We start from the raw sequence: 20036 nt of genomic DNA, 5'->3' as shown, positions 1-20036 counted from the left end.
GCATGAAAAGCAAAAGCACCGCTTTGATGTCGGTGCTTTTTTGGTTACATGCAACGGAGTTTACTTATATTTAGGGAAATAAAACGGATATGGTCAAACAGCTGGTACAGGCACAACAGAAGTTTTTCGACACCCAAAAAACCAAGGATGTCGCTTTTCGGAAACACTACTTAAAAAAGCTTCACCAAGAAATATTGGAGCAGGAAGACGCCATTTGCGATGCGCTGTATGCCGATTTTAAGAAGCCTGCCTTTGAAAGTCTGGCCACGGAAACCCAATTGGCACTGGCCGAGCTCAAACATGCCATTAAAAATGTGGGCTCGTGGAGCGAGCCGGAACGGGTAGGGGGGTCATGGGTTAATTTCCCGTCCAAAGAGTGGATACAACCCGAACCCTACGGGAAGGTGCTCATCATTTCACCATGGAATTATCCGTTTTTGTTGGCCATTTCGCCGTTGATTGGTGCCTTGGCAGCGGGCAACACCGCCTTGTTGAAGCCGTCCGAGTTCAGTGTGAACACCTCCCAAATGATTTCGCAGATTATCCGTAAAGTATTCCCGCCGGAATATGTGACCGTGGTTGAGGGCGGAGTAGAAGTCTCCACCCAATTATTGGCCGAAAAATGGGAGTATATCTTTTTTACGGGAAGCACCCATGTGGGCAGAATCGTGTATAAAAGTGCTGCGGAACACCTCACGCCGGTGACCTTGGAACTCAGCGGAAAAAATCCCTGTATTGTGGATGCTACGGCCAACATATCGCTAGCTGCCAAACGCATAGCTTGGGGAAAATTCATCAATGCGGGGCAAACCTGTATTGCGCCAGACTATGTATTGGTGCATACCTCGGTAAAACAGGCCTTGGTGAATGCCTTGCAACAGCATATTACCGAATTTTACGGGACAGAATTGGAGAAATCCCCGGATTTTGCCCGTATTGCCACAGAAAAGCACTACAACGAGCTGAAAGCCATGCTGGAAGGACAAACCTGCCTGTTTGGCGGTACTTATACGGATAAGGACCGATTTATAGCGCCAACCTTGGTGGATGAGCCTGCGATGGACAGCACCATTATGGAAGGGGAGATTTTTGGCCCGATTTTACCGCTGATTTCGTACACCGAAGAGGAGGAATTGGATAGCTATATTTCCAAGTACCCAAATCCGTTGGCATTTTATGTGTTTTCCAGCGACAATAAGTTCCAAAAACGTTTGATGGGTAAATATTCCTTTGGTGGTGGAACTATAAACGACACGGTAGTGCACATTAGTAACAAGGAATTGCCATTTGGTGGCGTTGGCCAATCTGGGATTGGCGGCTACCATGGCAGACATACGTTCGATTTGTTTTCCCATAAAAAGTCCATGGTAAAACGTGCGACTTGGTTGGATGTGCCATTGCGCTACGCACCATATTCAATTTCTTTAAAGCTCGCGAAGAAAATAAAGCATATGTTTTAAGGGTTCACCGGCTGCTGTTGATTTAAAAAAAGGAATTGTTACGTTGCAGTGGAGCGGATGTTTTTGGGTTATGTGTGGAGGGTTTGAAATATTCTATTTTACATAACATAAATTATGATACAAATATTATAGTACAGTAAATTGCGTATAGCTTTGCTATTTGATATAAAATCAGTTCTGATGCTTTAGCGTCATAACGATACCGATTTTATGTCAAAGCCATTTACTTTATACATTCCTTGTTTTATTTCCAACGCTCCATATCGGCGTCAAAACAAATCGTCCAATGGATAATCACTTTTTTTCACGCGTACCAGCCACACATGCGTAGCATTGATGAGTTCCAAGAAAAAATAGATAAGTGCATCAATAAATTTACTTCAACCAAGAAAAATTCTTGAACACCAAAGGATGTCATACAGTGTTTTTACCAACAAAACAGGCCATTCTCTATATTTTCAATACAAAAAAGGATAAAAAATCGTCTTTTTATATAGTTTTTTCAAAGAAAATCCACTTTTACTAGGATTTCTGCAAAATATGGTTATCTTATTAGTTAGAACATGTTACACTAAAATACATATATGAGGCAACTAAAAATTACGAGACAGATTACCAACAGGGATTCCAAATCATTGGAAAAGTATTTTCAAGAAATTTCCAAAATTGATTTGATAACAGCGGACGAAGAAGTTGAACTGACCAAAAGAATTCGCGAAGGTGATCAAGCTGCCCTTACCAAATTAGTGAATGCCAATCTGCGTTTTGTGGTATCTACCGCAAAACAATACCAAGGTAGTGGCTTACGGCTTTCCGACTTGATCAATGAAGGAAATATTGGTTTGGTAAAAGCTGCCAAACGTTTTGATGAAACCAGGGGGTTTAAGTTTATCTCCTATGCGGTTTGGTGGATCAGACAGTCCATATTGCAAGCCATTTCGCAAAACTCCCGGCTGGTGCGGTTGCCGCTCAATAAAATTGGTGAAATCAGTAAAATAAAAAAGGTGTTTTCATCTTTGGAACAAACCCACCAAAGACCCCCTAGCGCTGCCGAAATAGCAAATGAGCTCGATATGACTTCCGCGAAGGTAAAACTGGCCATGAAAAACTCGGCCAAACACTTGTCCATGGACGCGCCTTTTGAGAAGGGTGAAACTTCCAACCTTTACCATGTCATCGCATCAAAAAATAGTACGAGCCCCGATGAAAAAATGATACAGGATTCCCTGAGTGCCGATATTGACCAAGCATTAAAAACGCTCCCAGAACGTGAGAGCGAAATCATACGTCTGCATTATGGTCTTGGGGAACGAAGCCCCAAAAGTCTAGGTGAAATCGGTGAACTCTTTGATATCACTCGAGAACGCGTGCGACAGATAAGGGAGAAAGCCATCCGAATGTTGCGAAGGCGTTCACACAACGAAATTTTACAGGCTTACTTGTAAGAGCAACAAGCACGATGTAAAAGAGGCTGTCTGAAAACGGTATAATTTGAACTTTCTCAGGTTGAGCACATTCGAAACCCATTGATTATCAATGTATCAGGTTTTCGACTACCTGCCTGCCGCAGGCGGGCGCTCGAACTGACAAATGAGCTGCTTTTTGACAGCCCTTGTTAGTGGCCTATTTTTATACCCTCTATTGGAACCCATTATCTAAGTTTTTTACCGTTCCCACAGTCAGAACAAGTTTCGATTACTACTTTAGCATTCCATATTTGAGTTAATCAGGTTCCATTCAAAACGAATTATGAATACGTTATCCTATCTCACCCTATTTTCGGGATTCTCTTTTTTGTTTTTTGGTATAGGTTGTTTTGTGTCGAAGAAGATGAAAATGGAATTTGAAAGATACGGCCTGCCCTCCTACCGAAAATTGATTGGGACACTACAACTCTTGGGTGCATTGGGGCTACTCATTGGTTTGGGGTATTCCACTACCCTACAACTCTCTGCCGCATTTGGTTTGTCAATTTTGATGTTTTTGGGTTTTTTGGTGCGACTTCAAATCAAAGATAGCTTTCTGCTAGCTACCCCTTCCCTATTTTACGCCCTTCTCAACGCTTATATCTGCTATCAACTGCTCTCCGTTTCGCGTCAACTTCTGCTATAAGAATGGAAAGGCGATGTACAGACACATCAACAAAAACAAAAAAGCCGGAAAGGATTTTTTCAATGGGTCGTTAATCTTTAAGTGCATGGCCACAGAGCCGGACAACAGGACGGCCAGACCCAATGCTGAAGGTTGACGTAATACTGGATACCAAATGGCCGCTATAAGCCCAAGGGCCAAAATAACCTTAAGGGTTCCCACAAGATAGCACATCCAAACTGGAAGCCCATATACCTCGAATTCTTCGATAATCGTGGTGGCATTTCCTCCGCGCCATTGCGTCGCCTTTTTGTTCTGTACCAACCAAACATTGAGGATGCTGATGGCAACAATACATTGTAATGCAACTGTAAAATAGTCCATGTGCTAGATTTTTAAATTATTTGATCGTATGTATGGATTACTCCAGGTAAATCTTTTCAATTTCCAAGGAGAATGTCTCATCACGCTTATTTCCAATCAAAAAGGCAACTTCGGCCATCACCTTGCCCGAATAATTCGGTTCCGCCAATCTGTAGCCTCTAAACATGGGGACAAAATCATCAAAAAATAGCTTTATCGTTTCCCAATCTCCTGAGGTTTCAAAACTGTTGATATAGGAAAAGCGTTGGTAGGCATTGCTCTTTATTCGAAACTGGTACTTTTTACCATCCCCTTTTAGTTTGATAACGACAGTGGAAAATGGCGAAACATCCTTATTGTCCAACTTATAGTGCACGGAAGAAAAACCGCCATTGTTTTCCGTTGTAACGTACCCTTGGAAAACGCCATTGCCGTCACTGTTGATGTTGATGTTTCCTTGGGATAAACCACCCATAACGCCGTCGTCCACGATAAACCATTGGTTCTTATTGTCATTTTGGCTAAAATCATAAATAAGGGATGAATGGTCTTGGGGCATGATGGTAAAAAATAATAGTAGCGCTAAAACTCTCATATTGTTTAACTAATATAACAAAATATTAAACAAAAATGGAGTTCAGCGTTTAAAGAACGGCAGTTTTAACGGGAATTTAGGGTTATCGCATTGGAATTATGTTGTCTTTAAGGGTATTTACACCTTTTTGATACTAAGCGACTTACCTAACGGAAAAGCTTGCGGGTTATTTAGGAGAGCTCCTCTGCGACCATTTGATCTTTGGAAATACCTAGGGCTTCCAAATCCTTTTGTACGGATTCCATCATCGGTGGCGGTCCACAGAGATAAAATTTGGCATCTTTGTCCGTAATATGCTCTTTGAGGAACTGGGTGTCTATCAAACCATGTGCATGCTTACTGCTCTGTTCTTCCGAAAGGATATTGATAAAGTCCTTCCCCAGCCATTTTTCAAATTCTGATTGCATAATAATATCCCTTTCGCGCTTATTGGCAAACAACAAGCGATTTCCTTCCAACTGTTGCTTTTGGGCCAAATGCCTGAAAATGGCAATAAAGGGGGTCACCCCTGCCCCACCGGCTAAAAATACCCCTGGACCTTCGTAGGAAATAGCGCCCCAAACATCCTCCAACAATAAATGATCACCTTGTTCGAGCGTTTGCAGCATATCCGTTACCCCATTGTGGTCGGGATATACCTTAATGGTAAATTGTAAAAAACCATCGTCGGGAAGTCCCGTAAAGGTAAAGGGTCGTTTTTCTTCCCGCCAACCCTCCTTGTCCAAGGCAACTTCTGTTGCCTGACCGGGCTCAAAAGTGTAGTCGGCAGGGCGTTCTGTCTGGATTTGAAGAACATCGTGGGTGATAAAACCTATTTCTTGAATCTTTACTTTATGTGGCATATATTATTTTTAGGGGTTAACAATGTTGTTTCTTAATTCAGTGATGGCTTTTCGCCATCGAACTTTTAATGCTATTTTTCCAAGGTGACCTTGAGTTCGATATCCGTATCCAAAAGTTTTGAAATGGGACATACTTCTTTGGCCTTGTGTGCTATTTGCTGAAATTGCTCAGCATCGATATTGGGGATATCCCCTTTCAAATCCAAGGCCACTTTGGTAACGGCTCCATCCTCAAAAGTTACGGTGGCATCGGTATCCAAACTGTCGGGCGTAAATCCTTCTTCGCCCAATAGAAAACTTAACTGCATGGCAAAACAGCCGGCATGAGCGGCCCCTACCAATTCTTCGGGGTTGGTGCCTTTTTCGCCATCTTCAAAACGGGTGTGGAACGAGTAGGGCGTACTATCCAATACACCACTAGCAGTGTTCAATGTTCCTTTTCCTTCTTTGCCCGAGCCTTTCCACTGTGCATGTGCTTTTCTTGTAAATTTCATGTGTTATGTTTTTAATGTTAGTATGTAGTTATGTCTTTTGACTGGAAGTTGTCAGTTCGAATGATTTTTCGAAAGAAAAATTTTTTAAAAAACTTCAATTTCAAAATCAAAGAAAGTTCTCAATACCTGCCTTCTCCGCAGGCAGGAAAAAATTCCTTCGGAATTTCACTCGAACTGACAGTTTTAACCTAGAGGGTTTTCAAATTAGGCCTCCTGCTTGATATCGGCCTTGGGATAATCTGTGTAGCCTTCTTTACCGGGAGTATAAAACGTATCCTTGTCCCAATCGGCCAGTTCTAGGTTATGTTCAAACCGCTCTACCAAGTCAGGATTGGAAATGTAGGGTTTACCATAAGCCACCAAGTCGGCATTTCCAGACTCAATTATCCTGTTTCCGGAATCTTGGTCAAATCCTCCATTGATCATTAACGTGCCATTGTACAACGGCCTAAAGTGCTTGGCAATTTCCGTTACCGCAAAAGGAATATCGGAGACATCCGTAAAGGGTTCGGATAAATGGATGTAGGCCAAGTTATAATCGTTCAATTTTTTGATGATGTATTCAAACGTAGGAATGGTATCCTCATCCATGGTCATTCCAAACACCCCATTGAGTGAAGGATTGAACCGGGCACCGATTTTTTCCTCTGGAATCAATTCTTTAATCGCGTCCAAGACTTCAAAAAAGAACCATGCTTTGTTTTCGTGGCTCCCACCGTACTCATCTGTTCTTTTATTGGAAGTACCATTAAAGAACTGATGGAACAGATAACCGTTGGAGGAATGTATTTCTACCCCATCAAATCCGGCTTCAACTGCATTTTTGGCGGCATTCTTAAAATCTTCTACCGTGGTTTTAATATCCTCCTTGGTCATTTCCTTTGGCGTGACGGTGTCCTTAAAGCCATCTGGGGTGTAGGATTGCTCGTTTGGATTCAGTGCTGAAGGGGCCAATGGCAGCTCCCCGTCATGGAAATCGGGATGTGAAATCCGTCCCACGTGCCATAACTGTATAAAGATTTTTCCACCTTTGTCATGCACCCGTTGAGTCACTTTTTTCCAGCCTTCCACTTGTGCCTTGGTATGTATTCCTGGGGTGTTGACATATCCCACAGCACGTTCGGAAACCTGCGAACCTTCGGTGATGATCAGACCTGCTGATGCACGCTGTTCGTAATAGAGTCCATGAAGTTCATCCGTGGGCTTATTTTCATCGTTGGCGGCCCTACTTCGGGTCATAGGTGCCATTACGACACGATTTTTGAGTTGGATATTCTTGTTGTAAGGAGTAAGTAACTGTTGCATATATCTAATTTGATTTATTAGAAATATACAATTCGGATGCGCCAATATGATTGACTTAAATCAATTAGGTTTTTTTTAACGCTCTCATTTTTCTTCGGGCACGGCTAAGGCTCTCTGCAGAAACGCCCAAGTAATTGGCTATTTGATAATTGGGGACACGCCCTTCAATGTTGGGGTAACTTTCACAAAATTCAACATACCGTTCTTTAACGCTTTTTCCCAAAGACGATAGAATACGTTTGCGGAGCGAGATGAACGCGCTGGTGACCAATACCCTAAAATATCGCTCGAAGATGGGGGCTTGCTGAAACAGGATTTGCAGATCATCATAATTAATGGCCAACAAGGTGGAATCTTCCAAGGCCTCAATATGTAATTTGGAGGGTACCCCATTATAAAAGGCATCAAAATCGCCGAGCCACCAATTCTCGATAGCGAATTGAACGATATTCTTATTTCCCTTTTTGTCCAAATAGTAGGCACTTAAACACCCTTTTACTACAAAGTACTCATGATTTACATGCGTATCGGGTTGTATTAAAAATTTACCTTTGGTAACTACCACTTCCCTAAGTTTTGAGGTAAACAAATTCAGGTCTTCGGGTCGTGGGTCTACCAGTTTCTTAACGTGTGCAATGAGAAGTTCATGGGTCATAAAAAAATGGAAAGCAGGGTTTGTGATTTCACTTTAAATAGCTTCGTTTTAATGCAAGAGGTCTAGCTGCGTACATTCCGCTGCACTATTCCCTTATAAAAACCATACAATGCTGCCAGGGTAGGTTATCATCATTTCGCTCCAAAATGAAGCCCGCCGCGTTCATTTCCCTGACCGCCTGTGCCTCGGTCATCTTATGTACAGCCTTAATCGGTACCGACCTGTCTTCGCCTCGGTATTCTATTAAAAATATCTTACCATCAGGCTTTAATGCCTTTTTGATGGAGGCAATCATTTCCTTTGGATAATTGAATTCATGGTAAACATCTACCATCAACACTTTGTCCACACTATTTTCCAGAAGATTCACACCTTGCTCCCCACCCTTTACCAGTTTGATATTCCGAACATCCTGTGCTTCCATATTCTCACGTATCGCTGCCAACATCTCATCCTGAATATCGACTGCGTAAATGATTCCCTTGCTTGCCATGGGTGCCATTTTAAAGACATGATAGCCCGAACCCGCCCCGATATCGGCAATGGCATCTGTGGGCTGTATGTACATATTTTTCAAGAGTGTAGCGGTGTTTTCCTCTTCCTCGCGTTCCGGTCTTTCCAGCCAGCTCATGCCTTGAAAACCCATAACATGGGCTATTTCACGCCCCATGTACCACTTTCCGATACCGTTTGGATCTCCTTTTTTATATACATAGTCTTGGGAATCGTTCTTGGTTTGCCCGTTACAGGAGCACAACAAGAACAGACCTATGACTATTGGCGCTAGGGTTGACTTAGCTCTCAACATAATTTTGATTTAATATCCTGCAGCTTGACCATCTTTTCTGGATTCTGATGCCCCGGTATACACTTGGTTTTCCAAATCAACACCAATGGCTTGATAACCACCAAACATGCCCACACCAAAGCCGATGCGATGGCCTTTTTTGCTTAATTCCCTAAGGGTTTCGGGCGCAAAACCACTTTCAAGATACAAGGTGCCGCCATTGGTCATGGTGGAGCCCGTGGGTTGCGAACTGCCACGGTGACGCATTCGTGGTGCATCCCCTGCCTCTTGTAAGTTCATGCCAAAATCAACAACGTTCACTACAATCTGCGCATGGCCCTGCGGCTGCACTGCCCCGCCCATAAGTCCAAAACTGACCCAGGGCTTACCATCTTTGGTGATAAATGCCGGAATGATGGTGTGAAATGGACGTTTGCCCGGTTCCAAGGCATTGGCATGGCTCTTATCCTGCACATTGAACATTTGTCCACGGTTTTGAAGCACAAAGCCCAATCCGTCCGGTACCATGCCTGAGGCAAATTCGGAATAAATGCTTTGTATGAAGGAAACCATGTTGCCATCTTTATCGGCCACGGTCAGATAAGTGGTGTTCCCTGTTTCTATTTCCATATCACCAGCGGGATAGCTGTCGGCCGCTTTATTGAGGTCTATGAGGTCCCTTCGTTGCGATGCGTAGTTATCGGACAATAGGGCATCCAGAGGAATCTTGTTGAATTCGGGGTCTGCGTAAAACTTGGCCCGATCTTCATAAGCCAACTTCTTGGCTTCTGTAAGTACATGTAGGTATTCGGCACTACCAAAACCCATTTTGGCAATATCAAAGCCTTCGAGAATGTTCAACATCTGCAAGGCAGCGGTACCCTGTCCGTTAGGTGGCAATTCCCAAACGTCGTACCCGCGGTAGTTTATGGAAACCGGTGTTACCCAATTGGAGGTATGACTTGCCAAATCTTCGTAGCTTAAAAATCCTCCGTGTTTTTTCATGTAACGATCAATGGTCTTGGCAATGGAACCTTTATAGAAGGCATCACGACCATTTTTGGCAATGAGTTCGTAGGTGTTGGCCAAATCCTTATTGACAAATACCTCGCCTTTTACGGGTGGCCTTCCTTTGGGCATATAGGTTTGGGCAAAGCCCGGTTGGTCCTTCACCGACTCATAGCTCGATGCCATTTCGTAGGCAATCACTTCAGATACCGGAAATCCATTGTTGCCATAGGCTATCGCGGGTTGTAGAATTTCTTCCATCGATAGTTTCCCAAATTTTTCATGCAATGTGAACCACCCATCCACACAGCCTGGCACCGATACGGGCAACGGGCCATAAAAAGGAACGTAGGTCAGCCCTTGATCCATAAAATAATCGATGGTCAAGGATTGGGGCGCCCTCCCACTTCCGTTTAAGCCATATAGTTTCCCTTCCTCGGCGGACCAAACTATGGCAAACACATCTCCCCCAATACCACAACTTGCGGGTTCCACAAGTCCGAGCACAGCATTGGCCGCTATGGCCGCATCTACGGCACTGCCTCCCTTTTTTAAAATATCCAAAGCAGCTTGGGTGGCCAACGGTTGACTTGTGGCTGCCATGCCGTTTTGTGCCAAAATTTCAGAGCGTGTAGTAAAGGTTTCGCCGGTCAATCGGTCTTGGGCATGCAGCAAGTTCCCAAAAACAATTAGGGCAATCAAGGTAGATAAAATTTTCATTTTCACTTTTTTGGATGCCGTCATTTGGTGGGTCAAAATCATCCAAAAGACCGCATTAGGTTGATTACTGGTTTACATCCCTAAAGATAAGGATTGTATGTCCAATCCATTTAGAAATTAAAGGTTTAGCCATAATTTGGAAGTGATAAGATTATCTGCCATCGATCAGTAACTACCAAGGGACTGACTATTGCGTGCAATGAACTATGTAAAACTCATATAGTTCGGGAACGCTTTGGATGGTAGGTTGATCTGCATAAAGTTCCTCTGCAATCTCGGGGCAATCTGAAAAGTAAGCGGCGAGGGCCTTCTTCTTAAATCCAAGAATACCCTGGGTTACCCGGACCAAAGTAGTGCTTCCCGGTTTGTAAAAAAATGGAATGAAATCCAAATAGGAATTATCGTCATGCACAAAAAATTGTTCCAAATACATCAAATTCTTTGATTTACGTACAACCTTTAAAAAGGTTCGTGATGCCGATGCATTGGTATAATATCTAAATTTAAAAAAGTTGCTTTCTTCCTTAAATGGCATGGATATGAAATGTTCACCTTGAAGACCGTATCCCAATATGTCGTCGGGGCTGTACCTAAAGGTTCTCCCCTTCCCCTCCTTTTTAAACCTGACCTTGTTGTACAATGAAACAAACGGTTCTGGCGAACGGTCTTTAAGGAGACCTTGTATGGTATCGCCGGTCAATTCGATAATATAACCTTGTTGAAATGTTCTTTTCTGGGCAAGTAAGGGATGTAGACCAAAAATAGCAGCAGTATAAGCAAGTAGGGATTTCTTTTCATATCATTTTTTTGATATCCATCCTAAAGTACCACATTTTATAACATGTGACCGGAAAAACTTTTTTTGAAAGACTACGGATCACTTCAGCAAAATAAAAAAAGCCCCGTCATGCAGACGAGGCTTTTTATATGCTAATTGAAATTCTTGCTTACAGAATCTCTACCACTTCAAGGTCAAACACCAAATCGTGTCCGGCCAAAGGATGGTTGGCATCCAAAATGATGTCGTTTTCCTCCACTTTGGCTACCCTAAATTGTTGTTGCTGTCCCTCAGCGTTGGAACCTACCAAGCCCATGCCCACTTCGGGCTTTAGGTCTTCTGGCAGTTGGGTTTTAGATATTTTCTGGAAAAGGGATTCGTTCACTTCGCCGTACGCATCTTTTTTATCGATAGTAATGGTCTTTTTTTCGTTCACGGCCATGTCGATAAGCCCTTTTTCAAATCCAGGTATAAGCTGACCCTGCCCCAAGGCCACTTCCATAGGCTCACGCTCCAACGAACTGTCAAAAACCTGACCGTTGGTCAATTTACCCGTGTAGTGCACTTTTACAGTGTCATTCTCTTTTACTGTACTCATAATTTTTGTTTATAGTTTTAAAATCAAAACGTTGCAAATATACAGGGTATAAAATGGTTTAACGAAAGACTGGTGCATTGGTTTTCCAAAAAGGAGGTTAAAATTGGCGTTTACCCCTCTTTTACCATCATTTTGACCGAAGGTTTATCGACTTGCTTTCCTTTTAGTCCGAATAACGGTCTTAGGAACCACAGTCTTCGAATCAAGAATTCATACAGTAAGTAGCACCCTGCAAAAGTGAACACTGTTATGGCTACAAACTGCAATGCCGGATGAATATGCAAGGGCAAGATCAGCCAAGCGCCACCATACATGACAAACATGTGAATGATATACACAGGATAGGCTGCTTGGCTCAAATAGCCTAATATAGCGCTGGGCCTATTCAAGTATCGGTACCCGAGTCCAAACGCTCCAAAAATCCAACAGTTGGACTCCAATGCCATAAGATACCCTGGGGCCTCCAATTGAAACTCCACATATCTCAATAGGTATAATGCCATGGCCAAAGCGATATAGGCCCATTTCCATTTTTTAACGGTTTCCCAAAAATGGTATCCGCTGTAAACGAACAAATAACCAAAAAAGAAGGCCAAAGCTCCAAGCGCAAATCCATGCCAAGTTTCCGCATACAGGGAATAAATCTGTGGTTTGACCCAAATGGCTTCGAGCATAAAAAAGAGGGAAATCAATAAAGGTCCACCTGGATTGGACATCATTCGGTCCAAAATTCGGTGGAATTTCCCTCCTGTGTTACGTTTCAGCAAGTAAAAAACAGGTAAAAACATCAGCACGTAGACAAAAATATTGCCCAAAAACCATAGGTGGCCCATATGGGGATAATATCCCAAAGGCAGTTTGTAGAATTTCTGGAAGAGGAACATATGCAAGGGAGCAATCGCTACAATTCCAAATAGCAAAGGCAACAAAATCCTTCTCGTCCGCTCTCCTATCAGCTGTTTCCAGTTTCGTTTTCGCATGGCAAAATAGAGCCCCATGCCCGATACAAAGAAAAGGATTGGGATACGCCAAACGTTGAGCATCGTCATCGGGGTCCACAGTCCCTCCAGAGGTTGATCGCTACGCACAAAGCCTACAAACATGGCCCACGGCTGAAAAATAATGGCAATATGGTATATGAGCAGTAGCGAAATGGTAATCACCCGCAACCAGTCAATATCGTATCTACGTGCTGTTTTCATGACTTATCGTTTTTTGATGGTTTATTGTAACATTACCGCAATGGTGGGACGGGTAGCTTCTACCTCTTCCAAGTCCAATTGAAGGCCAATGGGTCCCAATTGTTGCTGCATCATTTCATAGATGGGCTTTACCTCCGCAAAGGAACCGACAATAGTTTCTCGTGGGGTGGCTCCATAATTGTTCTTTAAAGTCTTGTCGGCACCTGCATCCAACAACATTTGGACCGCTTCCACTTTACAAAAGAAGGCAGCCACATGCAGTGCAGTGGAACCATCGTTATTTTTAATGGATAAATCGGCTCCGGCATCGATCAAATTTTGGGCGATATCCTTTTTGTCAAAAGTGATTGCCGTAATCAATGGTGTTGACCCGCTAAGTGGATCTTTTTCATTGATGTCGGTTCCTGCCTCGATATGCTGTCTCACCGCTTCCAGATTTCCTGTGACCACAGCGGCCGATAATGGCATTTCTGGAGCTTTTACTTCGGTCTTGGCACTAGTTTTCTGCTCGGATTTGGATTTTTGCTGTCCACAGGCAGATAAACTTATCGATACAATAAGTAGTGCATACATTACATGTTTCATTGAATTGTTTTTAAAGTTTTTCATGACTTTTCGTTTTAATTGTTGAATAATAAATTTTACACTACAAAGATTCCCCAAAGCCTGATGCAGCACCAATCACCTATGCTGCGATATATATAACCCCCTGCACTGTCCATAAAAATTATGGCGCACGGATATAAATTATGCGGCAAAAGCTGCATTTTTACCATGGGATAGAATCGTTTATCTTTGTTTGTAATGGTACAGCTATCAACCTATAAACCAATATGCTAGATAAACCCAAAGGGCAGAAATTTACCGATGAGGCCAAGGCCATCATTCTCGAACATTTGAGCGATGAGCACTTTGGTGTTTCGGAATTGGCCAAAGCCATGCACATGAGCCGTTCGAGCCTACTGCGCAAGTGTAAAAAGCAGACCCAGTTATCGGCCAGCCAGTTTATTCGCCAGGTCAGACTGGAAGAGGCGATGGAATTGCTCCAAGAAACCGACCTAACCGTTTCGGAGGTTTCCTATCAGGTAGGTTTTGGAAGCGCCTCCTATTTTATCAAGTGTTTTCGTGAGCATTACGGTCATCCTCCGGGTGAAGTTGGCAAGCCAGGATTTCAGGACGAAAAGGTTGAAATAGGCGCTCCCCCTTTTTTAAAAAGATACCGGTGGGCTCTCCTCGCCATCGTACTTTTGATGGGCGGCGGTCTTATTTGGTTACTACTTCCCTCCTCTCCTGCACAAAAAACGACGAAAACTGCGTTTCTGGAAAAATCCATTGCCGTACTTCCCTTTAAAAACGAGAGCAGTGATTCCACCAACCTTTATTTTGTGAATGGTTTGATGGAAGCCTCTTTGGGCAATCTTCAAAAAATCGAGGATTTACGGGTAATTAGCCGTACTTCCGTGGAAAAATACCGGAACACCAATCAGAACATTGGGGAAATAGCGTCGGAGCTCAATGTAAACTATATTGTGGAAGGTAGTGGGCAGAAGGTAGGCGACCAAGTCATGCTCAATATCCAATTGATTGATGCGGTGACCGATACGCAGGTTTGGGGCGAACAATACACCCATCAGTTGGTAGATATTTTCGCGCTTCAAAATGAAGTGGCCAAAAAAATAGCGGATGCCATCAAAGCACAGGTAACACCTTCGGAATTGGAGCAAATTGACAAAAAGCCCACCGAAAACCTTGTTGCGTACGATTACTACCTAAAGGCCCAGGAACCCTTTAATAAAGAGACCGTAGAAGGTCTTCTGGAGGCCATTCCCCTATTTGAAAAAGCTGTGGAAGAAGATCCTGAATTTGCCTTGGCATATGCAGATTTGGCCATAGCCTATTATTATCTCGATCTCTACAAAAAGGAAAAACGATATACTGAAACCATCAACAACTATGCGGACAAGGCCCTACTGCATGACTCCAAACTGACTGAAAGTTTAATTGCAAAAGCCTTGTATTATATGCACATTGGGGATTATCGATTGGCCGTGCCCCATTTGGAAAAGGCTTTGGAATACAACCCCAATTCTTCGGGAGTGGTAAATATATTATCCTCCATTTACTCCAATGCCCTCCCCAATACCGGAAAATATTTGGAATATGCCCTAAAGGGCATTCAGTTGGATGTGTCGGAAAATCATATTACGCAAAGCTATACCTATCTCCACCTTAGCAATGCACTTGCTCAATCCGGGTTTACGGATGAAGCCTTGTTATATATCGACAAGTCACTCGAAATCAATCCCGATAATTATTACGCTCCCTATTTAAAAGCTTATATCCGATATGCCAAGAACAAGGACATCAAACAGACACTGAATACTTTAAAACGTGAATTGAGGAAGGACACGACACGACTTGATATTTTGCAAGAAGTAGCCAAATTGCACTATTTTCAAAAAGAGTTTGACAGTGCCTATCACTATTATAAAGCCTTCAATGACATTAGGAAAGCACAAGGATTGGCAATATATCCGCAAGAGGACATCAAAATAGGCTACACTTACGAAAAAATGGGATATCAGGAGGAAGCGGACCAGCTTTTTGCATCTTACGCCGACTATTGTGAAAATGATCAGTCCATCTATCAACCCGCGAGCATGGCGGTACTATATGCCTATGAAGGTAAATTGGATGAAGCCATTGCGCAATTGGAAGTTTTTGCGGCCAAAGACCACTTTCAGTATTGGATAGTGCTCTTTATGGGATTAGATCCCGTATTCCAAAAACTTGAGGCGCATCCCAAATATGAAGCGGTGATGCAAAAAATAGAAGACCGTTTTTGGGAAAACCATGGGCGTTTGGAGAAAACCTTGCAAGAGAAAAGCCTTCTTTAACCATAGATTGCCCAATTCTGGTATTCCCATGTCATCCACCCAATGATGACCTAGGTCATAAAAGAAGAGGTTGCAATGCCTTAATTTTAAGGTTATTATTTCAAAAACTCAATCTCATGACCGCAGCAGAAAGAACAAAAGGCAACGCATTCTATTGGATTTTGATACTCTTGGCCCTCGTCGTAGGAATTATTTTTTACGGGGGCTTTGTTGATGATTTTAGTCTCAAGTTTTTATTATTTTTTTCAGGGGTTCCATTTTTATTGTTTGTGTCTGGGGCATTTGGTTTGTTATGGCCGAAACTAAAACCGTCCGGCGAGGAAAGCTATATCATCCACTCCTTGGTCTTGGGCCTTTTGTTTTTCATCCTGTTCCTGCTCCACGTGTGGGTGATATTGCCAATTATCTGTCCAGAGTTTAGGGAGTGCTTGGCCATGTAAGCCTTTGTTTTTTGAAGAAAAGTTGACCAACGTAAAAAGGCCTGCTCATTTTCTGAAGCAAGCCTTTTTTTATATCAAAACATATTACAATCTATCTTTTGTTGACCTCTACCAGTTTGTCATCACTCCATTCACCGCCGGCCACAATTTCGCCATCAGCATCGTAGAATTTCCCGGTACCGCTGCGCTTGTCGTCTTTCCACTGCCCCGTGTATTTTTCGCCATTCGGCCAAAAATAGGTGCCATAACCACTACGCTTGTCGTTTTCGTAACTGCCAACATAGTATTCGCCATCAGGCCAATAAAAGGTGCCTTCACCGTGGCGCTGATTGTCTTGCCACTCTCCCTCGTATCGGCTTCCCGTTTCCAACAAGGCTACCCCAAAACCATGGGCTTTTCCGTTTTTTACCTGACCGATGTAATGCAACTGGTTTCCCTTTTGACTCTTAAAGGTCAAATACTCCCCATAGGATTTTTGCTGAAGTTGTTTTTTGAGTCGAACCAATTGTACCTTCGCTTTTTCCAAAGAAAAATTAAGGGAATCATATTTTCTGATAGCCGTCTCTCCCGACCAGCGGGAAACGGGCAAAGTATCTTCTTTTTTCAGTTCATTGCCCAAAGCTGTTTTAAAGCTGGTATCCGAGCTACGTAGTTTTTCCGCCAAAGCAATACGCAACGGAATCACCATGTTGTTTTCCTTACCTGAAGCCTGTAGGTTGGATTGATAGGATGCAATGGCCCCATCATAATCGCCTTCCAACAAAAGTGAATCAATTTTGGCCAATTGCTCGTGCGACTCCAGCTTTTTGGTCAATGTTTGATTTTCCTCTTTTGTAAGGGCAAGCTCTTTTTTCAAGGTAAGGGATTTGGCGACGAAGAAAACTGTTCCACCCGCAAAGGCTGCCAATAGTACGAAGAATGTGTATTTTTTGAATTTCATTTTCAATCACATGGTTCGTTAATAGGTACGTATCAATCGGTTAAATGGACGTCGGGCAACTTATTTTTTACCCTTCTAAAGTCGGGGGAAAAATACATATGGAAGCGCAATGTCCAACCCTGCTGGTAAAATCCACCATTAAGCCTTTCCTGACCTTGGGAGTACATCACCCCGGCAGCAAAGGTCAACCTGGGAGTAACAATGTAACCAACGGTAGTGGTCAATCGCAGATCCTCCATAGGGCTTGCCACCACTTCCTTTCCACTCTGCATAATCAATTCGGCCTCCGGCGAAACGTACCATGTTTTGGGCTGCAACTTGGTATCGTTGAGCGGAATTTTAGCCCGGAACATATACCGCCAGCGGTTTCTGAAAATATACTCGCTATTCTCGGCAAAGCCCTGGGTCCAACGGTGCTCTATTCGAATGCGGTGATAGAGCATGGCCGAATAAAAAGGCATCGCAAACTGGTATTGGTGCCAAATCCGCCATTCGGGAACCACATTTCGGTCTTCCGAATCCTCGTCCGTGTTAAAATTGATGCGCACTACCCCACCCAATCGAACATCGGTCTTCTTGTTGAAGATATAGCCGATGGCGTGCCTATTGTAGATTTGACCAACTTGTCCAAAAAACGAGGTGTTTTTGGTTTCCTCAAGCCTTAAATGCGTCTGTGCGTCCCAAAAGAAACGTTTTCCTATTCTAATGTTACCGTAGGTATTGAACCAAACCTTGGTCTTTGCCTGCTTGTACTGGGAGGTTTCCGGTAACACCTGTGGTTCTTCTTGTTGGGCGTGGCCAACAGGACCTACCAAAAACAATACCACCACTACCCCCAAGAGGCTCTTTCCGACTACTGCCATGCCTATTGGTTTTTAGGGGTTGATGTTACCTGTAAAAGTCGCAGTACCTCCAGTGGCCGCTTTTCCCTTCGCAGTTTACGTTCCAATTTTCGGGTGTCCTTGTTCCGTAGGCCAAAAATGGTTTTATGGGACTGTATGATCTGTTCATTCAATTCCTTTACGTTCCGGCATTCCAAGGAATCTGTAGCCTTCAAAAAATAGGGTATCAGAACTTCCTCGTAGCTTTCCGTAATTCGTTTTTTTACCTGTTCCGCCATCACATTGGCCATAAAAGGGTTCCAAACGGCATTGGTATATTCCTTTTTGATCGCTTCCTGCTGCTGTGGTATGTTTTTCAGGGTTTGGGCCAGGTCGGTCAATGCCATCAAACAGGTTTTGACGCTATTGCCATACGCCAATTTTTCGTCGGGATTCTTCATATCGGCATAGGTGGTCAAAGAGCTGTCCGCTACCTTTTGAAGATTGTCCAACGCATTTCTATAATCCATAGTAAATCCTGAAACAGAATCCACCTCACGCTCCAGTAGATTGTTGAGCTGTATGAGTTCCTCTTCGAGACCATTGAGCATTTGCAATTGCTCCTCATTGGTCAACCTCGATGCCAAAGACCCCTTGATGTACTCCAAGCTCATTCGGGCATAGGTGGCCAAAGCGGCCACGGAAAGTAAATCGTTGCCTTCGTAGCCAAACTCTTCCGAGCTGGGCAGGCTAAAGCTTCGCATTTCCCCGGATTCGTTGGCTGCTACCGTAATTTCCGTATTCGGTTTTCCGTTGGGCCATAACCGTTCAAACATGACCGGAATTTCCTGGTAAGCCACAATATCATTTTCCTGATAGCTGACCAATGCTTGTAAGGGCTCCAGAAAATCCGTGCTTATTTTTTGAGCCACATTATAGTAGAAAAAAGCCTCTGGGTCGGTGCGCTTCACAATATTCAAATGGCTGTTCTGCAAAATGGTACGGCTGAGTCCAGCAGCCAATTTGTAATCCGAGCTAATTTGTTCCAAAGTCTTTTGCTGAAGGGAATCCAGCGGATAAAAAGGGACTTTTACTTGGGCGTCCATTTGGAAACCATGGGACCCCAACCCCTCTAAAACTGAATTGATTTTTTGATAGTAGTCCAGATTTTGGTCCAATAGTTCAGAAATACCGCTTTTAGCCTGTTGCTCTTGCAATACAGCCTCAAGAAGAGCGATAAAACCTTTGTTTAAAGGAATGGTTCTGTAGTTGGGTGCGCTGGTGTCAAATACTTGGATTTCCTTGGAAGCTTGGTCAGTGGTCAAACGAATGTTGACAAGCAGCCCGTCATCAAAAAACCAATCTTCCATATCCTCCACGCGCTCCGTGCCGTAGTAAGACCATTCATCGTGAGCCAAACCATTCCGTAAAAACCTACCCACAAGTACGCTGCTGTCATTTTCTATCTGAAAATTTCGTTGGGGAACGCCCTTATCAAAATCGATACTGCTCTTAAAAGGAATCTTTGCTATCTCGGAGTCCTTGATCTGGTTGATGGTATAGGACCAGTTGCCGTCGGGCTTTCCATCCACCAGCAGCCCTTCTCCCTTTTCTTGGGTACCGCTCACCAAAACACGGTATTCGTAGCCCACTACTTGACTTTGACTGTTGGTCTGGTATTCGCCAAATTCAAACTGCCAAGGGCCATTGGCCCTACCTTGGTCAAAGGCACCGGAAATGCGAAAGGAAGTGTCCTCATTTTCTACCAAGGTTTCCAAGTTGGATTGTTCCCATAAAAAATCACCATTAAAAATGGTGTCCAAATCTGAAATCGTGTATTGATAAACTGCTTGTCCGGAGTAGTTGCCCATCTGAAGTGGGCCCTCAAAGGTTTTTGGTTGCTGCCCAAAGCATAGGAGCGAAAAACCAAAACATAAAGAAACCGAAAAAAGCCATTGTTTACAAGGCTGGATCATGAAGGTTGATATTTGCCATTATTTACGAACCAATCAACCTCTACGGACTTCAAAATTCCTTGTT

General features: G+C 43.4%; 20 protein-coding genes. 5 read left to right on the top strand and 15 right to left on the bottom strand.

Going from position 1 to position 20036, the window contains the following annotated elements:
- Positions 1-89: 89 nt before the first annotated feature.
- From EO130_RS12730 to EO130_RS12720, 3 genes are all read left to right on the top strand, one after another.
- A complete protein-coding gene (locus tag EO130_RS12730) occupies positions 90-1460 on the top strand; it encodes an aldehyde dehydrogenase (RefSeq protein WP_127141884.1) in 1371 nt (456 codons plus the stop codon).
- A 584-nt stretch (positions 1461-2044) separates the two neighbouring features.
- Positions 2045-2905, top strand: a complete 861-nt coding sequence (locus EO130_RS12725) for a sigma-70 family RNA polymerase sigma factor (protein ID WP_127141883.1) — start codon at positions 2045-2047, stop codon at positions 2903-2905.
- Between the two features lie 304 nt (positions 2906-3209).
- A complete protein-coding gene (locus tag EO130_RS12720; RefSeq protein WP_127141882.1) occupies positions 3210-3572 on the top strand; it encodes a DoxX family protein in 363 nt (120 codons plus the stop codon).
- Here the strand turns inward: EO130_RS12720 and EO130_RS12715 are convergent.
- The 12 genes from EO130_RS12715 to EO130_RS12660 all read right to left on the bottom strand — a co-directional run bounded on the left by EO130_RS12715 (position 3567) and on the right by EO130_RS12660 (position 13507).
- Entirely contained in the window at positions 3567-3935 is a 369-nt protein-coding gene (locus EO130_RS12715) for a DoxX family protein (protein WP_127141881.1), read from the bottom strand. The two genes, EO130_RS12720 and EO130_RS12715, sit on opposite strands and share 6 nt — an antisense overlap.
- Before the next feature lie 37 nt (positions 3936-3972).
- Positions 3973-4509 carry a CIA30 family protein gene (locus tag EO130_RS12710; protein WP_241244352.1) on the bottom strand — a complete coding sequence of 179 codons (537 nt, stop codon included), beginning with the start codon at positions 4507-4509 and terminating at the stop codon, positions 3973-3975.
- A gap of 170 nt (positions 4510-4679) precedes the next feature.
- Positions 4680-5351: a ferredoxin reductase domain-containing protein gene (locus tag EO130_RS12705; RefSeq protein WP_127141880.1), complete on the bottom strand. Its 672-nt coding sequence runs from the start codon at positions 5349-5351 to the stop codon at positions 4680-4682.
- A gap of 71 nt (positions 5352-5422) precedes the next feature.
- Positions 5423-5845 (bottom strand): OsmC family protein, encoded by a 423-nt coding sequence (locus tag EO130_RS12700; protein WP_127141879.1) that lies wholly within the window; start codon positions 5843-5845, stop codon positions 5423-5425.
- A gap of 204 nt (positions 5846-6049) precedes the next feature.
- Entirely contained in the window at positions 6050-7150 is a 1101-nt protein-coding gene (locus EO130_RS12695) for an alkene reductase (RefSeq protein ID WP_127141878.1), read from the bottom strand.
- 64 nt (positions 7151-7214) lie between these two features.
- Positions 7215-7805 carry a Crp/Fnr family transcriptional regulator gene (locus tag EO130_RS12690; protein ID WP_127141877.1) on the bottom strand — a complete coding sequence of 197 codons (591 nt, stop codon included), beginning with the start codon at positions 7803-7805 and terminating at the stop codon, positions 7215-7217.
- A gap of 85 nt (positions 7806-7890) precedes the next feature.
- Entirely contained in the window at positions 7891-8613 is a 723-nt protein-coding gene (locus EO130_RS12685) for a class I SAM-dependent methyltransferase (protein WP_127141876.1), read from the bottom strand.
- Positions 8614-8622: 9 nt separating this feature from the next.
- On the bottom strand, positions 8623-10320 hold the full coding sequence (gene ggt / locus EO130_RS12680; protein ID WP_127141875.1) for a gamma-glutamyltransferase: 1698 nt from the start codon (positions 10318-10320) through the stop codon (positions 8623-8625).
- A 187-nt stretch (positions 10321-10507) separates the two neighbouring features.
- On the bottom strand, positions 10508-11020 hold the full coding sequence (locus EO130_RS12675) for a hypothetical protein (protein ID WP_127141874.1): 513 nt from the start codon (positions 11018-11020) through the stop codon (positions 10508-10510).
- Positions 11021-11267: 247 nt separating this feature from the next.
- Positions 11268-11696 (bottom strand): FKBP-type peptidyl-prolyl cis-trans isomerase, encoded by a 429-nt coding sequence (locus EO130_RS12670; protein WP_127141873.1) that lies wholly within the window; start codon positions 11694-11696, stop codon positions 11268-11270.
- 110 nt (positions 11697-11806) lie between these two features.
- Positions 11807-12898 (bottom strand): acyltransferase family protein, encoded by a 1092-nt coding sequence (locus EO130_RS12665; RefSeq protein ID WP_127141872.1) that lies wholly within the window; start codon positions 12896-12898, stop codon positions 11807-11809.
- 21 nt (positions 12899-12919) lie between these two features.
- Positions 12920-13507 carry an ankyrin repeat domain-containing protein gene (locus EO130_RS12660; protein ID WP_127141871.1) on the bottom strand — a complete coding sequence of 196 codons (588 nt, stop codon included), beginning with the start codon at positions 13505-13507 and terminating at the stop codon, positions 12920-12922.
- A gap of 224 nt (positions 13508-13731) precedes the next feature.
- Between EO130_RS12660 and EO130_RS12655 the strand changes: the two genes are divergently transcribed.
- On the top strand, positions 13732-15795 hold the full coding sequence (locus EO130_RS12655; RefSeq protein ID WP_127141870.1) for a helix-turn-helix domain-containing protein: 2064 nt from the start codon (positions 13732-13734) through the stop codon (positions 15793-15795).
- Positions 15796-15911: 116 nt separating this feature from the next.
- Complete coding sequence (locus tag EO130_RS12650) at positions 15912-16235, top strand: hypothetical protein (RefSeq protein ID WP_127141869.1); 324 nt, start codon at positions 15912-15914, stop codon at positions 16233-16235.
- Between the two features lie 91 nt (positions 16236-16326).
- On the opposite strand, the gene EO130_RS12645 is transcribed toward EO130_RS12650, so the two are convergent.
- Genes EO130_RS12645 through EO130_RS12635 form a run of 3 tightly spaced genes read right to left on the bottom strand, consistent with a single transcriptional unit; the run spans position 16327 to position 19972 of the window.
- Positions 16327-17175, bottom strand: a complete 849-nt coding sequence (locus tag EO130_RS12645) for an MORN repeat-containing protein (RefSeq protein ID WP_127141868.1) — start codon at positions 17173-17175, stop codon at positions 16327-16329.
- A gap of 32 nt (positions 17176-17207) precedes the next feature.
- Positions 17208-18038: a DUF2490 domain-containing protein gene (locus EO130_RS12640; protein ID WP_127141867.1), complete on the bottom strand. Its 831-nt coding sequence runs from the start codon at positions 18036-18038 to the stop codon at positions 17208-17210.
- A gap of 2 nt (positions 18039-18040) precedes the next feature.
- The gene (locus EO130_RS12635) at positions 18041-19972 is read right to left on the bottom strand and encodes a hypothetical protein (protein ID WP_164732932.1); all 1932 of its coding nucleotides are present in this window, start codon (positions 19970-19972) and stop codon (positions 18041-18043) included.
- Positions 19973-20036: the final 64 nt, after the last annotated feature.

It is taken from the genome of Flagellimonas marinaquae (assembly GCF_003992675.1).
GTDB classification, from domain to species: Bacteria; Bacteroidota; Bacteroidia; order Flavobacteriales; family Flavobacteriaceae; genus Flagellimonas; species Flagellimonas marinaquae.
Note: the sequence above shows the minus strand (reverse complement) of the source record. Positions and strands in the feature narration are given on the sequence as shown.

Coding starts and splice junctions, on each gene's coding strand:
- EO130_RS12720 (WP_127141882.1), top strand. CDS start 3,210: ATGAATACGTTATCCTATCTCACCCTATTTTCGGGATTCTCTTTTTTG.
- EO130_RS12685 (WP_127141876.1), bottom strand. CDS start 8,613: ATGTTGAGAGCTAAGTCAACCCTAGCGCCAATAGTCATAGGTCTGTTC.
- EO130_RS12700 (WP_127141879.1), bottom strand. CDS start 5,845: ATGAAATTTACAAGAAAAGCACATGCACAGTGGAAAGGCTCGGGCAAA.
- EO130_RS12715 (WP_127141881.1), bottom strand. CDS start 3,935: ATGGACTATTTTACAGTTGCATTACAATGTATTGTTGCCATCAGCATC.
- EO130_RS12660 (WP_127141871.1), bottom strand. CDS start 13,507: ATGAAAAACTTTAAAAACAATTCAATGAAACATGTAATGTATGCACTA.
- EO130_RS12650 (WP_127141869.1), top strand. CDS start 15,912: ATGACCGCAGCAGAAAGAACAAAAGGCAACGCATTCTATTGGATTTTG.
- EO130_RS12635 (WP_164732932.1), bottom strand. CDS start 19,972: ATGATCCAGCCTTGTAAACAATGGCTTTTTTCGGTTTCTTTATGTTTT.
- EO130_RS12670 (WP_127141873.1), bottom strand. CDS start 11,696: ATGAGTACAGTAAAAGAGAATGACACTGTAAAAGTGCACTACACGGGT.
- EO130_RS12645 (WP_127141868.1), bottom strand. CDS start 17,175: ATGAAATTCAAAAAATACACATTCTTCGTACTATTGGCAGCCTTTGCG.
- EO130_RS12695 (WP_127141878.1), bottom strand. CDS start 7,150: ATGCAACAGTTACTTACTCCTTACAACAAGAATATCCAACTCAAAAAT.
- EO130_RS12705 (WP_127141880.1), bottom strand. CDS start 5,351: ATGCCACATAAAGTAAAGATTCAAGAAATAGGTTTTATCACCCACGAT.
- EO130_RS12725 (WP_127141883.1), top strand. CDS start 2,045: ATGAGGCAACTAAAAATTACGAGACAGATTACCAACAGGGATTCCAAA.
- EO130_RS12690 (WP_127141877.1), bottom strand. CDS start 7,805: ATGACCCATGAACTTCTCATTGCACACGTTAAGAAACTGGTAGACCCA.
- EO130_RS12710 (WP_241244352.1), bottom strand. CDS start 4,509: ATGAGAGTTTTAGCGCTACTATTATTTTTTACCATCATGCCCCAAGAC.
- EO130_RS12665 (WP_127141872.1), bottom strand. CDS start 12,898: ATGAAAACAGCACGTAGATACGATATTGACTGGTTGCGGGTGATTACC.
- ggt (WP_127141875.1), bottom strand. CDS start 10,320: ATGAAAATTTTATCTACCTTGATTGCCCTAATTGTTTTTGGGAACTTG.
- EO130_RS12640 (WP_127141867.1), bottom strand. CDS start 18,038: ATGGCAGTAGTCGGAAAGAGCCTCTTGGGGGTAGTGGTGGTATTGTTT.
- EO130_RS12655 (WP_127141870.1), top strand. CDS start 13,732: ATGCTAGATAAACCCAAAGGGCAGAAATTTACCGATGAGGCCAAGGCC.
- EO130_RS12730 (WP_127141884.1), top strand. CDS start 90: ATGGTCAAACAGCTGGTACAGGCACAACAGAAGTTTTTCGACACCCAA.